This window comes from Dinghuibacter sp., from assembly GCF_035492835.1.
Lineage (GTDB): Bacteria > Bacteroidota > Bacteroidia > Chitinophagales > Chitinophagaceae > Dinghuibacter.
Genome location: NZ_DATJIY010000172.1, coordinates 1 through 16,065, shown reverse-complemented (window position 1 = coordinate 16,065; position 16,065 = coordinate 1). Strand labels below are relative to the sequence as shown.

The 16,065-nt window shown below is 60.6% G+C and carries 11 protein-coding genes; all 11 read left to right on the top strand.

Annotated elements, in window-relative coordinates:
* Positions 1 to 6: 6 nt before the first annotated feature.
* Complete coding sequence (locus VL547_RS16300) at positions 7 to 759, top strand: class I SAM-dependent methyltransferase (protein ID WP_325579741.1); 753 nt, start codon at positions 7 to 9, stop codon at positions 757 to 759.
* The gene (gene leuD / locus VL547_RS16295) at positions 756 to 1,334 is read left to right on the top strand and encodes a 3-isopropylmalate dehydratase small subunit (protein ID WP_325579739.1); all 579 of its coding nucleotides are present in this window, start codon (positions 756 to 758) and stop codon (positions 1,332 to 1,334) included. Before VL547_RS16300 ends, leuD begins: the two co-directional genes overlap by 4 nt.
* Positions 1,315 to 2,841 (top strand): ATP-binding cassette domain-containing protein, encoded by a 1,527-nt coding sequence (locus VL547_RS16290; RefSeq protein ID WP_325579737.1) that lies wholly within the window; start codon positions 1,315 to 1,317, stop codon positions 2,839 to 2,841. Before leuD ends, VL547_RS16290 begins: the two co-directional genes overlap by 20 nt.
* 6 nt (positions 2,842 to 2,847) lie before the next feature.
* Entirely contained in the window at positions 2,848 to 3,963 is a 1,116-nt protein-coding gene (gene leuB, locus VL547_RS16285) for a 3-isopropylmalate dehydrogenase (protein ID WP_325579735.1), read from the top strand.
* A gap of 252 nt (positions 3,964 to 4,215) precedes the next feature.
* Positions 4,216 to 5,895, top strand: a complete 1,680-nt coding sequence (gene ilvD / locus VL547_RS16280; RefSeq protein ID WP_325579733.1) for a dihydroxy-acid dehydratase — start codon at positions 4,216 to 4,218, stop codon at positions 5,893 to 5,895.
* 19 nt (positions 5,896 to 5,914) lie between these two features.
* Complete coding sequence (gene ilvB / locus VL547_RS16275) at positions 5,915 to 7,687, top strand: biosynthetic-type acetolactate synthase large subunit (RefSeq protein ID WP_325579731.1); 1,773 nt, start codon at positions 5,915 to 5,917, stop codon at positions 7,685 to 7,687.
* Positions 7,688 to 7,704: 17 nt separating this feature from the next.
* Positions 7,705 to 8,295, top strand: coding sequence for an acetolactate synthase small subunit (gene ilvN, locus VL547_RS16270; RefSeq protein WP_325579729.1), 591 nt, complete (start codon positions 7,705 to 7,707; stop codon positions 8,293 to 8,295).
* 28 nt (positions 8,296 to 8,323) lie between these two features.
* On the top strand, positions 8,324 to 9,376 hold the full coding sequence (gene ilvC, locus VL547_RS16265) for a ketol-acid reductoisomerase (protein WP_325579727.1): 1,053 nt from the start codon (positions 8,324 to 8,326) through the stop codon (positions 9,374 to 9,376).
* A gap of 70 nt (positions 9,377 to 9,446) precedes the next feature.
* Positions 9,447 to 10,694 carry a threonine ammonia-lyase IlvA gene (gene ilvA, locus VL547_RS16260; protein ID WP_325579725.1) on the top strand — a complete coding sequence of 416 codons (1,248 nt, stop codon included), beginning with the start codon at positions 9,447 to 9,449 and terminating at the stop codon, positions 10,692 to 10,694.
* Positions 10,695 to 10,869: 175 nt separating this feature from the next.
* Positions 10,870 to 15,429 (top strand): glutamate synthase large subunit, encoded by a 4,560-nt coding sequence (gene gltB / locus VL547_RS16255; RefSeq protein WP_325579723.1) that lies wholly within the window; start codon positions 10,870 to 10,872, stop codon positions 15,427 to 15,429.
* The coding region (locus tag VL547_RS16250) for an FAD-dependent oxidoreductase (protein WP_325579721.1) at positions 15,422 to 16,065 on the top strand (644 nt) is incomplete at its 3' end. The genes gltB and VL547_RS16250, both read left to right, overlap by 8 nt.

Sequence of the window (16,065 nt, the reverse complement as noted above, 5' to 3'; positions counted from 1 at the left end):
GGACCCATGCCTGAAGTAAAGTGGAACGCAAATCTCTACGACGATAAATACGCCTTCGTCTCGAAGTACGGCGAAGACCTCGTCGGCTGGCTCGCGCCCCAAAAGGGCGAACGCATCCTCGACGTGGGTTGCGGCACCGGTCAGCTGGCCTCGGAGATCGCCGAATACGGCGCCAGGGTCACCGGGATGGACTTTTCCGCGCAGATGATCGAAAAAGCCAAAGCATCTTACCCGTCCCTGACCTTCGACGTAAAGGACATCCGCGACTTTGCCTACGGCGAGCCCTTCGACGCGCTCTTCTCCAACGCGGCCCTGCACTGGGTCGACGACCAGGATGCGGCCATCGCCTGTATGCACCGCGCGCTCAAACCGGGCGGCCGTCTCGTCCTCGAGATGGGCGGCAAGGGCAACGTACAGGACATCATCCAGGCCGTCGAGGAAGCGATGTGGGAGAACGGCTGCCGCGAACGCCTTACCGGCGAGGGCTGGTATTTTCCATCGGTCGGGGAATACACGTCACTGCTCGAAAAGGCCGGTTTCCGCGTCACCACGGCCCTTCACTTCGACCGCGAAACCCGCCTGGAAGGCGGCATGGACGGCTGGATCAGGATGTTCGGCGAATTCTTCTTCCGCCGCCTGGCACCCGAAGAAACCGAACGCATCATCAACCGCGCGGTGGAGCTGCTTAAACCGGGCCACTACCGCGGAGGCGTATGGTTCGCGGATTACAAAAGACTCAGGATAAAAGCTATAAAATGAACGCATTCACGACGATAACGAGCACGATAGTTCCGATGCCCATGGAAAACGTGGACACCGACCAGATCATCCCCGCCCGGTTCCTCAAAGCCACCACCAAGGACGGCTTTGGCGAGAACCTCTTCCGCGACTGGCGCTACGACAACACCGGCGCGCCGATCCAGGACTTTATCCTCAACAACCCGCTGTACGGCGGACAGGTGCTCGTCGCCGGCAAGAACTTCGGTTGCGGTTCCAGCCGCGAGCACGCCGCCTGGGCGATCGCCGACTACGGTTTCAGGGTCGTGGTGTCCAGCTTTTTTGCCGACATTTTCCGGAACAATGCCCTGAATAACGGCCTGCTCCCCGTCCAGGTGGGCGAGCCCTTCCTCCAGAAGCTACTGGGCCTCGACCGCACGGCCACCGTCACCGTCGACCTGGCCGCCCAAACCGTCACCATCGACGCCACCGGCGAAAAAGAAACCTTCGCCATCAACGGATATAAAAAGACCTGTCTGCTGAACGGCTACGACGACATCGACTACCTGCTCAGCATCCGGCCCGAAATCGAACAATATGAGCGGTCCCGACCATAAGACCCCGTCCGCCCCGGGCGGCGTGCCTTTCCTGACGGCGGAGCTGTTCTCCATAAACGCCGGGCCCCGCCCGCTGTTCACGGACCTTACCTTCTCCATGGCAAAAGGGGAGCACTGGCTCCTCACCGGCGCCGCCGGCGTAGGCAAGTCCACGCTGGGCAAAGCCCTCTGCGGCCTCGTCTTTCACCGCGGCGCGCTCCAGATCGACTACGCCCCGATAAAAACCCCCGGCGACGCCGTACCTAAAGCCCTGTTCGTCGACCAGTGGCATCATTTCAAGGACCACACCGGTCTTTCCTCCGGATTTTACTACCAACAACGCTATAACAGCCAGGACGCCGAGAACGCGGCGACACTGCTGGAAGAACTCCTAACCGCCGCCCCCGACGCCGAAGCCGAAGCCTGGGACCTGCTCCGCGCCCTCCACGTCGACCACCGCGCCTACGCCTCGCTGGTGCAGCTCTCCAGCGGCGAGCACAAGAAACTCCAGCTGGCCCGCGCCTTTATCTCCCGCCCGCAGCTGCTGGTGCTCGACAACCCTTACCTGGGTCTCGACGCCGCCACCTGCGCAAACCTGGACAAGCTGTTCGACAGCATAGCAAAGCACGGCACCCAACTCATCATCATCGCCGACGCGGCGCAGTTGCCACAAATCATCACCCACGTAGCTACGCTCAGCGCCGGTGCGCTCGAGATCGTGCCCCGCGCGGCGTATCAGCTGATCCACGGCTCACCGTCCGAATTGCCCCTGAAACCGATCGAGCTCCCGCAACAAGCCCCCATAGAAACGGACTTCGCCACCTTCATCCGCATGTCGCACGTGAACGTAGTCTATGACGGCAAAAAAGTCCTGAGCGGCATCACCTGGACCGTAAACAAAGGCGAACGCTGGTGGCTCAAAGGCCACAACGGCGCCGGCAAGTCGACGCTCCTCAGCCTGGTCGTGGGCGACAATCCCCAGGCCTACGCCAACGAAATCTATTTATTCGATAAACGCCGCGGCACCGGCGAGAGCATCTGGGATCTAAAACGCCGCATAGGCTACATCTCCCCCGAGCTCCACTGGTACTTCGATCAGCAAACCAGCTGCGCCGACGCCATCGCCACCGGTTTTTTCGACACGACGGGTCTTTACAGGACAACCTCCGATGAGCAAAAAGCCATCGTGGACCAGTGGCTGGAGGTTTTCGACCTAACCACCCAGCGGCACCGCCGCCTCCAGGACCTCTCCATCGGCCGCCAGCGCCTCACGCTGCTCGCCCGCGCCCTGGTCAAGAACCCGCCGGTGCTGATCCTGGACGAACCCTGTCAGGGGCTCGATGAGCAACAAGCCGCGCACTTCATCCGTGTGGTCGACGAGCTGATGACGGAGGAAAGAACGCTCTTATACGTCAGCCACAGAACAGACCAGCTACCCCAAAGCATCGATCACCTGCTGGCATTGGATAGCGGCAAAATCGTAGAAAACGGACCTTATAACCACAAAATAAAAACCGTACAACGCTGAAGTCATATGAACAAAAACATCGCCGTCATTAATGGAGATGGGATCGGCCCCGAGGTAACCAAGCAATCGATAAAGATTCTGGATGCCGTAGCCTCCCGTTTTGGCCACGCCTTCCAGTACACGTACTGCCTGATGGGCGCGGACGCCATCGATAAGACGGGCAGCCCGCTGCCCGACGAGACCATCGAGGTCTGTCTTTCCAGCGACGCCATCCTTTTTGGCGCCATAGGCCACCCGAAGTACGACAACGACCCGACCGCCAAGGTACGGCCGGAGCAGGGGCTGCTGAAGCTGCGCAAGTCGCTCCAGCTCTTCGCCAACATCCGCCCCGTGAGCACGTATCCCACGTTGAACCACCTGTCGCCCCTCAAACCCAAGAACCTCGAAGGCGTGGACATGGTCATCTTCCGGGAGCTCACCGGCGGTATTTATTTTGGTAAAAAACAACTCAGCGAAGACGGCATGACCGCCCTCGACGAGTGTACCTACAGCCGTTCGGAGATTGAACGCGTCAGCCGCCTGGCTTTTACCTACGCACAAGGGCGCCGCAAGCACCTGACCCTGGTCGACAAAGCCAACGTCCTGGAAACGTCCCGGCTCTGGCGCAAGGTGGTACAGGACCTGTCGGCCGAATACGCCGACGTCAAGGTCGACTTCATGTTTGTCGACAACGCGGCCATGCAGCTGATGCTCAACCCCAAACAATTCGATGTGGTCCTCACCGAGAATATGTTCGGGGACATCCTTTCCGACGAAGCCAGCATCATCAGCGGGTCCCTGGGTATGCTGCCCTCCGCCTCCATCGGCGCGGGTTCCGCCCTGTTTGAGCCGATCCACGGGTCATATCCCCAGGCCGCTGGTAAGGACATTGCCAACCCCGTCGGTTCGATCCTGTCCGCCGCCATGCTCCTGGACCACCTCGGACTTACCGAAGAGGCCTCCGAAGTCCGCGCCGGCGTGGAATGGACGCTGACCCACGGTTTTGTGACCAAGGACATCGACCATGTGAATTATTACAGCACGTCAACGATCGGCGACCTGATCCGCGACTACGTAGAGCAAAAATTGCCGGCGGGCGTGGATCGGGAGCACCTCTCGATCTCGAAGTCGACGATCATATAGCGCCAACGACCGTTCGCAAGGCGCCCGAAGTTCTTTTTTTGTATTGTAAGCGCGATGCTATACATTTGTCTGACGACAGTACACCATGTTATCCAACCGTCATATCAATGTTATCATTCGCAACGCAGTTATTGTGGTGGTGATTATTATTACCCTGACGGGAGGTGGTGTTGTATAAGTAAACGACAAGATCGAAATACGAACCGCCTCCGAACCGAGGCGGTTTTTTTTTACGGTAAACGAACAAACGAAATGGAATTAAACAAGTACAGCAAAACGCTCACCCAGGACCCGACCCAACCCGGCGCGCAAGCCATGTTCTATGGGATCGGCCTGACGGACGACGATCTGAAGAAGGCGCAGGTAGGGATTGCGAGCATGGGTTATGACGGGAACACCTGTAACATGCACCTCAACGATTTGGCCGCGGTGGTCAAAAAAGGGGTGTGGGAAAACGACATGGTGGGCCTGACCTTTAACACCATCGGGGTGAGCGACGGCATGGCCAACGGTACGGACGGGATGCGGTATTCGCTCGTGAGCCGGGACGTGATCGCGGACTCGATCGAAACGATCTGCGGGGGCCAGTACTACGACGGTTTGATCGCCATCCCCGGCTGCGACAAGAACATGCCCGGGTCCGTCATGGCCATGGGACGGCTGAACCGGCCGGCCATCATGGTATACGGCGGGACGATCGCACCGGGCCATTACCAGGGCCAGGACCTGAACATCGTGTCCGCCTTCGAGGCGCTGGGGCAAAAGATTGCGGGGAAGCTGAGCGACGCGGACTTCAAGGGTATCGTGATGCACTCGTGTCCGGGCGCGGGCGCCTGCGGCGGGATGTACACCGCCAACACCATGGCCGCGGCCATAGAGGCGCTGGGGATGAGCCTCCCGTATTCCTCCTCCAACCCCGCCGTGAGCGAAGACAAACGCAAGGAGTGCGCCACCGCCGGCAAGGCGATCAAGCTGCTCCTCGAAAAAGACATCAAGCCCTCCGACATCATGACGCGGAAGGCCTTTGAAAACGCCATGGTCACCGTCATGGTCCTCGGCGGCAGCACCAACGCGGTGCTCCACCTCATCGCGATGGCGCGGTCGGTGAACGTAAACCTGACGCAGGACGACTTCCAGGCGGTGTCCGACCGGGTCCCGATGCTCGCGGACTTCAAGCCCAGCGGCAAATACCAGATGCAGGACCTCCACGAGCACGGCGGTACGCCGGCGGTCATGAAGTACCTGCTGGAGAAAGGCCTGCTGCACGGCGACTGCCTGACGGTAACGGGGAAGACTATCGCGGCCAACCTGAACGACATCCCCAGCCTGGATTTCTCCACACAAAAAATCATATTCCCGCTGGAACAGCCCATCAAGGCCACGGGTCACCTGCAAATACTCTATGGCAACCTCGCCACCGGCGGCAGCGTTGCCAAGATCACCGGAAAGGAAGGGGAGAAGTTCTCCGGCCCGGCCCGGGTATTTGACGGGGAGCACCAGTTGATCGAGGGTATTTCCAGCGGTCGAGTCAAAGAAGGCGACGTGGTGGTGATCCGTTACGTGGGCCCCCGGGGCGCGCCTGGTATGCCCGAGATGCTAAAGCCCACGTCCGCGCTGATCGGCGCGGGGCTGGGCAAGTCGGTGGCCCTGATCACCGACGGCCGTTTCAGCGGCGGCACCCACGGTTTCGTGGTGGGGCACATCACGCCCGAAGCCTTTGAAGGCGGCGGTATCGCGCTCGTACAGGACGACGACGTCATCGAGCTCGACGCGGTGAACAATACGATGAACGTAAAGCTCTCCGACGCCGAGCTGGACGGGCGCAGGAAGAAATGGAAACAACCCCCGCTCAACGCGACCAAAGGGGTTTTGTATAAATACATACGCTCGGTAAAAACGGCCGCCGAAGGTTGTGTAACCGACGAACAATAAAAATTAAAAAGACTTCTATATGGAAATGCCCAATATAACGAAGACCGCGCCCGCGAAGACCGACGCGCCCGCAGCGCCCGCGGCCCCCAAAACCGCGGCAGCGACCACGCTCAGCGGCTCCCAGGCCGTCCTGGAAGCCTTCCTTGCCGAAGGCGTCGACACCATCTTCGGCTACCCCGGTGGCGCCATCATGCCGATCTACGACGCGCTCTACGACTACCAGGACAAGCTGGAGCACATCCTGGTGCGGCACGAGCAAGGCGGCATCCACGCCGCTCAGGGCTATGCCCGCACGAGCGGCAAGGTGGGCGTGGTCTTCGCGACCAGCGGTCCGGGCGCTACCAACCTCGTCACCGGTCTGGCGGACGCGATGATCGACTCCACACCCCTCGTGGCGGTCACGGGACAGGTATTTGCGAGCCTGCTGGGCACCGATGCCTTCCAGGAAACCGACGTCATCAACATCACCACGCCCGTCACCAAGTGGAACTACCAGGTGACCGACGCCACCGAAATCCCCGCGGTACTGGCCAAGGCCTTCTATATCGCCCGCACCGGGCGGCCTGGCCCTGTGCTGATCGACATCACCAAGAACGCGCAGGTACAGAAATTCGACTATAACGGTTACGTCCCCTGTACGCACGTCCGCAGCTACCGGCCCAAGCCCATCGTCCGCAAGGAATACATCGAACAGGCCGCCAAACTGATCAACCAGGCAAAGAAGCCTTTCGTCATCTTTGGCCAGGGCGTCATCCTGGGTCACGCGGAGTCGGAATTCAAGACCTTTATCGAAAAGGGCGGGCTCCCCGCGGCCTGGACGGTCCTCGGTCTGAGCGCGCTCCCCAGCGGCCACCCGCTCGGCGTGGGCATGCTGGGTATGCACGGCAACTATGCCCCCAACGTCCTGACCAACGAATGCGACGTCCTGATCGCGGTCGGGATGCGTTTTGACGACCGGGTCACCGGCAGGCTGGACAAGTACGCCAAACAGGCGCAGGTCGTACACCTCGACATCGACCCCGCGGAGATCGACAAGAACGTAAAGAGCGCGGTACCGGTTTGGGGAGATTGCAAGGAGACGCTGCCGCTGTTAACGGCGCTCCTCGAACAGAAAACACACGACGGGTGGCTGAAGAAATTCCGCGAGCTGGAAAAAAAGGAAATCGACACCGTCATCCAACCCGAGCTCAACCCCACGGCCGAACAAATGACCATGGGTGAAGTCGTAAAGGTCCTCAACGAGCTCACCGGCGGCCACGCCGTCATCGTCACCGACGTAGGCCAGCACCAGATGGTCGCCTGCCGGTACGCACAGTTCAACGAGACCATGAGCAACGTCACGTCCGGTGGGCTCGGCACCATGGGCTTCGGCCTTCCCGCGGCCATCGGCGCCAAATACGGCGCGCCCGACCGCACCGTCGTCGCCATCATCGGGGACGGGGGGATACAGATGACCATCCAGGAGCTGGGGACGATCATGCAGTTCGGCGCCGCCGTCAAGATACTCATCCTGAACAACCAGTTCCTCGGAATGGTACGGCAGTGGCAGGAGCTCTTCAACGATAAGCGGTACAGCTTCGTCAATATCACGAGCCCCGACTACGTTACCGTTGCCAAGGGCTATGGCATAGCCGGCGCCAGTATAAGCGCCCGAACAGACCTGAAGACAGCCCTCAAGACGATGCTCGATCATAAAGGCGCCTACCTGTTAGAAGTCATGGTCGGCAAGGAAAACAACGTCTTCCCCATGGTTCCCCAGGGTTGCAGCGTATCCGAAATCCGCCTTAGCTAAGGCTAAACAACAACGTTATGTCCAAACAGGAATTTACCATCACCGTCTATACCGAAAACCAGATCGGCCTGCTGAACCGCATCGCGATCATGTTTTCCCGCAGGAAAATCAACATCGAGAGCCTCAATACGTCTCCGTCCGAGATCGAGGGCATCCACCGCTTCACCATCGTCATCAACGAGTTTGAAGACGTGGTCCGGAAGCTGTGCCGCCAGATCGAAAAACAGGTCGAGGTCCTCAAGGCGTATTTCAACACCAACGAAGAGCTCGTCTGGCAGGAGCTGGCCCTCTACAAGGTGCCCACCGACGTCATCGCCGAGAAGGTATCCGTCGAGCGCCTCCTCAGGGAATACGGCGCCCGCGCGGTCGTGATCCGCAAGGACTACACCGTCTTCGAGGCCACCGGTCACCGCGAAGAGACCGACAAGCTCATCAAGGCCCTCGAGCCCTACGGCCTGATCGAGTTCGTCCGTTCGGCCAGGGTCGCCATCATCAAGGACTCCAACGGCTTCCACGAGAAGCTGAAGGAATTCGAGAACCGCGAGCCCGGCGAAGCCGTCATCGAGAACGAGTACCTCGGCAAGGGCGCTGAAGTCTTTAGTATGTAAAAACCAGTATAAACTATAAACCAAACAAATGGCAAAAATCAATTTCGGCGGGGTTGAAGAAAACGTAGTTACCCGCGAAGAATTCCCCCTGGCAAAGGCGCAGGAAACGCTCAAGAACGAGACCATAGCCGTCATCGGCTACGGCGTCCAGGGGCCCGGCCAGGCACTGAACCAAAGGGATAACGGGATCAACGTCATCGTCGGTCAGCGGAAGAACTCCAAGACCTGGGACAAGGCCGTAAAAGACGGCTTCGTACCCGGCGAAACCCTCTTCGAGATCGAAGAAGCCCTCCAGAAAGGCACCATCATTTGCTACCTGCTCTCCGACGCCGCCCAGATCGAGCTCTGGCCGACCGTGAAGAAACACCTGACCGCCGGGAAGGCCCTGTACTTCTCCCATGGCTTCGGGATCACCTTCAACGAGCAGACCGGTATTATCCCGCCCAAGGACGTAGACGTGTTCCTGGTCGCCCCCAAGGGGTCCGGTACGTCACTCCGCCGCATGTTCTTGCAAGGTCGCGGGCTGAACAGCAGCTACGCCATCTTCCAGGACGCCACCGGCAAGGCGCGCGACCGCGTCATCGCGCTCGGGATCGCCGTAGGTAGCGGTTACCTGTTCGAAACCGACTTCAAAAAAGAAGTATACAGCGACCTCACCGGCGAACGCGGCACCCTGATGGGCGCCATCCAGGGCATCTTCGCCGCCCAGTACGAAACCCTGCGCAAACGTGGTCACACCCCCTCGGAAGCCTTCAACGAGACCGTCGAGGAGCTGACCCAGTCGTTGATGCCGCTGGTCGCGGAAAACGGGATGGACTGGATGTATGCCAACTGCTCCACCACCGCCCAGCGCGGCGCGCTCGACTGGTGGAAAAAGTTCAAGGCCGCTACGCAGCCCGTGTTCGACGAGCTCTATGAGAGCGTCGCCACCGGCAAGGAATCCCAGCGCTCCATCGACTCCAACAGCCAGAAGGACTACCGTGAAAAGCTCGACGCCGAGCTGAAAGAGCTCCGCGAAAGCGAGCTTTGGCAGGCCGGCAAGGCAGTCCGCAGCCTCCGCCCCGAGAACCAAAAAGCCTAGCGCCACCGGCGCCCCCTTTTTTACGCCCCGGGCGGCCCTTCCGGCCCCCGGGGCTTTTAACCCCCCTAAAATGCTCACTACACTCACTCCCCTGGCCGTCGACGCCGCCTACGAGCGGCTCCGCAAGGTCGTCCGCAAGACGCCGCTGGAGTACAACCACCGGCTGTCGCAGCGCTACCGCTGCCACGTCTACCTGAAGCGGGAAGACCTCCAGGTCGTGCGTTCCTATAAGATCAGGGGCGCCTACAACATGATGGCGCAACTGAGCCCCGAGGTCCTCTCCAAGGGCGTCGTCTGCGCCAGCGCCGGCAACCACGCCCAGGGTTTCGCCTACGCCTGTCACCAGATGCAGGTGAACGGCACCATATACATGCCCGTTATTACGCCGAAGCAGAAGCTTCAACAGGTCCGCAATTTCGGCGGGGATAAGGTTTCCATCGTACTGGTCGGCGACACCTTCGACCAGTGCCTGAAGGAGGCCCTGACGTTCACCGAGCAGAACAAGATGACGTTCATCCCGCCCTTCGACCACCAAAGCATCATCGAGGGCCAGGCCACCGTCGGCAAGGAAATCCTCGAAGAGCTCGGCAACATCGACTGGCTGTTCCTGCCCGTGGGCGGGGGCGGTCTGGCCTCCGGTACCGGCTACTATTTCCGGACCTTCAGCCCCCAGACCAAGCTCATCGGTGTCGAGCCCCAGGGCGCGCCCTCCCTGGCCCTCGCCTGGAAGGCCGGCGAGCCCGTCACCCTCCCGCAGATCGACACCTTCGTCGACGGCGCCGCCGTCAAAAGGATAGGCGAGGTGACCTTCCAATACCTCAAGGAGGTCCTCGACGACGTCCACCTGGTCCACGAAGGCCAGGTCTGCAGCACGATCATCCGCCTCTACAACGAAAACGCCATCGTCGCCGAACCCGCCGGCGCCCTCGCCATCGCCTCGCTGGACGCCTACAAACGCCAGATCGAAGGCAAAACCGTCGTCTGCGTCGTTAGCGGCGGCAACAACGACCTCGACCGCATGCCCGAGATCCGGGAACGCTCCCTCCGTTACGAGGGCCTCAAGCACTACTTCCTGATCCGCTTCGCCCAACGCCCCGGCGCCCTAAAAGAATTCGTCTCCAACGTCCTGGGCCCCAACGACGATATCGTACGATTTGAATACATGCAAAAAACGAACAAAGAGTCCGGCCCCGCCCTCATCGGTATAGAGCTCCAGGATAGAGCAGATTATCAGCAGCTTATCGCCCGTATGAAGGCCTACCAGATCACCTACACCACCTTGAACGACGACGACGAGCTGTTCAGCTACCTGGTCTAACTGCAACGACGACAAGCGGGGTTATCCACAAAAAGTGAACAACCCAACTGAATAAAATCTCGGAAAAATGTCGTATTATTGAAGTCTGTTCAATAAATCAAGGGATTTACAACGATTGCTGCCTCCGTACGCCGGTTTTTAGTAATAGATTAATGAGGTGTAAAATTTATTTGCTATGAGTAATGGAGGCTTGTACAACGCAAGATTCGAACATGATGCCTGTGGTATTGGGTTTGTCGCGAACATCAAGGGGCATAAATCCCATCAGATCGTTTCAGATGCCCTGACCATCCTGGAAAACATGGAGCACCGCGGCGCCTGTGGTTGCGAAGACAACACGGGCGACGGCGCGGGGATCATGATCCAGACCCCCCACGAATTCTTTTTCGAGGAGTGCCTGAAATTAGGCGTGCACCTGCCGGCCTACGGGCGGTATGGGGTAGGGGTGTTGTTTTTCCCAAGAGAAATACGGCTGCGCGAAGAATGCCGGTCGATCTTCCAAAGGGCCGCGGAACGCCTCGGGCTGGAAGTCCTGGCGTATCGCCGCGTACCGGTCGTCTCAGACCCGGTGGGGCCGACCGCTTTGAGCGTGGAACCCGAAATGGAGCAGGTCTTCGTCGCCTGCCCGGACCACATCCAGAACCCCGACGACTTCGAGCGCAAACTGTTCGTGCTGCGCAACTACGCATCCCACACGATCCGCAACACGGTTCGTAAGGATGCCATAGGATTTTACATCGCCTCCCTTTCGTATAAGACGGTCGTGTATAAAGGCCAGCTGACCTCCGGCCAGGTGCGCCAGTACTTCACCGACCTGTCCAACCGCCGCCTGGTGTCCGCCTTCGGTTTGGTGCACTCGCGTTTTGCGACCAACACCTTCCCGTCCTGGGACCTGGCGCAACCCTTCCGCTTTATCGCGCACAACGGGGAAATCAATACCCTCCAGGGGAACCTGAACTGGCTCAGGACGAGTGAAAGGGGTTTCACGTCCCCCTACTTCACCCAGGAGGAAATGGACATGCTCCTGCCCGTCGTGGCCGGTACCCAGTCCGACTCCGCCTGCCTGGACAACATGATCGAGCTCCTGACGCTGACCGGCCGTTCGCTGCCGCACGTCATGATGATGCTCATCCCCGAGGCCTGGGACGGGAACGACCATATGGACCCCGTCAAAAAAGCCTTTTACGAATATCACGCCTCCATCATGGAGCCCTGGGACGGCCCCGCTTCGATCTCGTTCACCGACGGCAGGATCATCGGCGCCACGCTCGACCGTAACGGTCTGCGCCCCTCGCGCTACTGTATCACCAACGACGACCGCGTCATCATGGCTTCCGAGACCGGCGCCCTCCCCGTCGACCCCAAGACGGTGATCGAGTACGGCCGCCTCCAGCCCGGCAAGATGTTCGTCGTCGACATGGAACAGGGCCGCATCATCTCCGACGAGGAATTGAAGCAGACCATCTGTTCCCAAAAGCCATACGGCGAATGGCTCAATAAATACAAGATCCGCCTGGACGAGCTCCCCGAGCCGCGCGTGACCTTCACGCACCTCGAGCACGACCAAATATTCAAATACCAGAAGGCCTTCGGTTATTCCACCGAGGACCTGGAGGTGATCGTCGCGCCCATGTCCCTGACGGGCAAGGAGCCGGTAGGCTCCATGGGGAACGACACCCCGCTGGCCGTGCTGAGCGACCAGCCGCAGCACCTGGCCAACTACTTCAAGCAATTGTTCGCGCAGGTCACCAACCCGCCCATCGACCCCATCCGGGAAAGGATGGTGATGTCGCTGGCGACGTTCGTGGGGTCCACCGATAACATGCTCGCGGAAGACCCGCTGGCCTGTCACACCGTGGCGCTGCAACAACCCGTGCTCACCAACCATGAATTGGAAAAGATCCGCTCCATCGACACGGGCATCTTCCAGGCAAAGACCCTGCAGACCTATTTCCGCGCCAGCGGACAACCGGGCGCGCTGAAGGCGGGTCTCGACCGTCTCTGCCGCTACGCCGTGGACGCTGTCGAAGACGGTTTCAAGGTCCTCGTCCTCACCGACCGCGCCATCGACTCCGAACACGCGAGCATCCCGTCTCTCCTGGCCGTTTCCGCGGTACACCACCACCTCACCCGCAAGGGCCTCCGGGGTAAGGTTGGGATCGTCGTCGAAGCCGGCGACGTATGGGAAGTCCACCACTACGCCTGTCTGATCGGGTTCGGGGTGACGGCCATCAACCCGTACCTCGCGCTGTCGACCATCCGCGACATGAAGCTCTTTGGCAAGCTCCAGACCGACCTGGACGTCGAACAGCTCAAAAAGAACTACATCAAGGCCGTCTGCGACGGGCTGTTGAAGGTCTTCTCCAAGATGGGGATCTCGACCCTCCAGTCCTACCAGGGCGCCCAGATATTCGAGATCATCGGCCTCAACCGGGCCGTGGTCGATACCTACTTCACCGGCGCCGTATCCCGTATCGAGGGCATGGGGCTCGACGAGATCGCCAAGGAAATCCTCGCGCGTCACTTCCTCGGCTTCAGCCGCAAGGAGGTACCCATCGATCGGTTGCCCGTAGGCGGGGTTTACCAGTGGAAGCGCAAGGGTGAAGCCCACCTGTTCAACCCGAACAGCATCCACTACCTCCAGCTGTCGACCCGGACCAACGACTACAGCGTCTTCAAGAAGTTCACCAAGACGATCAACGACCAGGATGAAAAGGCCCTGACGCTGCGGAGCCTGCTGACCTTTAAGCGCACGCGCCCCTCGATCTCGATCGACGAGGTAGAACCCGAGGAAAACATATACAGACGTTTCGCCACGGGCGCCATGTCTTTTGGGTCGATCTCGCACGAGGCGCATTCGACCCTGGCCATCGCGATGAATCGTCTCGGCGGCAAAAGCAACACCGGCGAAGGCGGCGAGGACCCCGCGCGTTTCGAACGCCTGCCCAACGGTGACTCGATGCGCTCCGCGATCAAGCAGGTGGCTTCCGCCCGTTTTGGCGTGACCAGCCTCTACCTGACCGAAGCCGACGAGCTCCAGATCAAGATGGCCCAGGGCGCCAAGCCCGGCGAGGGCGGCCAGCTCCCCGGCCACAAGGTCGACGAATGGATCGCCAAAACGCGTCACTCCACCCCCGGCGTCGGGCTGATTTCGCCCCCGCCGCACCACGATATCTACTCAATTGAGGATCTTGCCCAGCTGATCTTCGACCTCAAGAACGCCAACCGCGCCGCGCGCATCAGCGTCAAGCTGGTATCCAAGGCCGGCGTAGGCACGATCGCCGCCGGCGTGGCCAAAGCCAAGGCCGACGTCATCGTCATCGCCGGTCACGACGGGGGCACAGGCGCATCGCCCATCAGCTCTATCCGGCACGCCGGTCTGCCCTGGGAGCTCGGTCTTGCCGAAACCCACCAGACCCTCGTGAAGAACAAGCTCCGCAGCCGCGTCACCGTCCAGACCGACGGCCAGCTGCGGACCGGCCGCGACCTCGCCGTCGCCGCCCTGCTGGGCGCCGAAGAATGGGGGATCGCCACCGCCGCCCTGGTGGTCGAAGGCTGTATCATGATGCGCAAATGCCACGTGAACACCTGCCCCGTGGGTATAGCGACACAGGACGCGGAGCTGCGCGGGCGTTTTGCCGGCGACCCCGACCACGTCGTCAACTTCTTCAAGTTCCTGACCCGGGAATTGCGCGAGATCATGGCGGAGCTGGGTTTCCGTACGGTCAACGAGATGATCGGCCAGGTCTCCAACCTCCAGGTCCGCGAAGACCTCAAGCACTGGAAATACAAGAAGCTCGACCTCAGCCCCATTTTGTTTGAAGAGCCCTCCGCGCCAACCACCGGTCTGTACTGCCAGGAGGACCAGGACCACGGCCTGACCGGCATCCTGGACTGGAAGCTGCTCAAGGCCGCGGCGCCCGCGCTCGAAAAGGCTACGCCCGTACAGGCGTCCTTCGCGCTGAAGAATACCGACCGAACCGTCGGGACCATCCTCTCCAACGAGATCACCAAGAAGTACCGCGCCGCCGGGCTTCCCGATAACACGCTGCACTTCTCCTTCACCGGTACCGCAGGTCAATCCTTCGGCGCGTTCAACACGAAGGGAATCACCCTGGAGCTCGAAGGCGACGCCAACGACTACTTCGGCAAGGGCCTCTCCGGCGCCCGCCTGATCGTCTATCCCAGCCGCGACGCCAGCTTCGTAGCCGAAGACAACATCATCATCGGCAACGTCGCCCTCTACGGCGCCACCGACGGGGAAATCTACATCCGGGGCAAAGCCGGCGAACGCTTCGCCGTCCGCAACTCCGGCGCCAACGCCGTCGTCGAAGGGGTAGGGGATCACGGTTGCGAATACATGACCGGCGGCCGCGTCGTCATCCTCGGCGACACCGGTCGCAACTTCGCCGCCGGTATGAGCGGGGGCATCGCCTACGTCTACGACGCCTCCGGCCGCTTCGCCCGCCAGTGCAACCGTGAGATGGTCGACCTCGACCCGCTGTCCCCGTCCGACGTGACGCTGGTCCAGGAAATGATTTCCCGTCACTACGAGCATACCGGCAGCTCGGTCGCGAAGTTCATCCTCGACGACTGGGACAACCAGGCGCAACGGTTCATCAAGGTGTTCCCGCAGGAGTACAAACGCGTACTCCAAAGCGCCCCCGCCGCAAGCCACGCCGCCACCGTTCCCGCCCCCCATTTCAAAACCTCGAACGTGAATAAGCATGGGTAAGCCAACAGGATTTTTAGAATTTACGAGGGAGCTGCCGTCAAAGCGCCCGGCCACCGAACGCGTCAACGACTATAACGAGTTCGTCAACCGCCTCGACGACGGTAAGCTCAACCAGCAAGCCGCGCGCTGCATGAACTGCGGCATCCCGTTTTGCCACAGCGGATGCCCGCTCGGCAACGTCATCCCCGAGTTCAACGACGCCGTATACCAAAAGAACTGGGCCGAGGCCTACGAGATCCTCAGCGCCACCAATAATTTCCCCGAGTTCACCGGCCGTATCTGCCCCGCGCCCTGCGAAAGCGCGTGCGTCCTGGGCATCAACCAGCCCCCGGTAGCCATCGAGGAGATCGAGAAACACATCATCGAGATCGCCTTTGACAAGGGCCTCGTCAAGGCCCACGCCCCCAAGGTCCGCTCCGGCAAAAAAGTCGCCGTCATCGGCTCCGGCCCCGCCGGTCTCGCCGCCGCCGCCCAGCTCAACGCCGCCGGCCACCAGGTCACGGTCTACGAGCGCGACGACGCCCCCGGCGGCCTGCTCCGCTACGGCATCCCCGACTTCAAGCTCGAAAAATGGGTGATCGACCGCCGCATCAACCTGATGATGGAAGAAGGCGTCGAGTTCCGCCTGAACGCCAA

Excerpts from the sequence above, each read along its gene's own strand:
- VL547_RS16300 (WP_325579741.1), top strand. The coding sequence starts at position 7 with ATGCCTGAAGTAAAGTGGAACGCAAATCTCTACGACGATAAATACGCC.
- leuD (WP_325579739.1), top strand. The coding sequence starts at position 756 with ATGAACGCATTCACGACGATAACGAGCACGATAGTTCCGATGCCCATG.
- VL547_RS16290 (WP_325579737.1), top strand. The coding sequence starts at position 1,315 with ATGAGCGGTCCCGACCATAAGACCCCGTCCGCCCCGGGCGGCGTGCCT.
- leuB (WP_325579735.1), top strand. The coding sequence starts at position 2,848 with ATGAACAAAAACATCGCCGTCATTAATGGAGATGGGATCGGCCCCGAG.
- ilvD (WP_325579733.1), top strand. The coding sequence starts at position 4,216 with ATGGAATTAAACAAGTACAGCAAAACGCTCACCCAGGACCCGACCCAA.
- ilvB (WP_325579731.1), top strand. The coding sequence starts at position 5,915 with ATGGAAATGCCCAATATAACGAAGACCGCGCCCGCGAAGACCGACGCG.
- ilvN (WP_325579729.1), top strand. The coding sequence starts at position 7,705 with ATGTCCAAACAGGAATTTACCATCACCGTCTATACCGAAAACCAGATC.
- ilvC (WP_325579727.1), top strand. The coding sequence starts at position 8,324 with ATGGCAAAAATCAATTTCGGCGGGGTTGAAGAAAACGTAGTTACCCGC.
- ilvA (WP_325579725.1), top strand. The coding sequence starts at position 9,447 with ATGCTCACTACACTCACTCCCCTGGCCGTCGACGCCGCCTACGAGCGG.
- gltB (WP_325579723.1), top strand. The coding sequence starts at position 10,870 with ATGAGTAATGGAGGCTTGTACAACGCAAGATTCGAACATGATGCCTGT.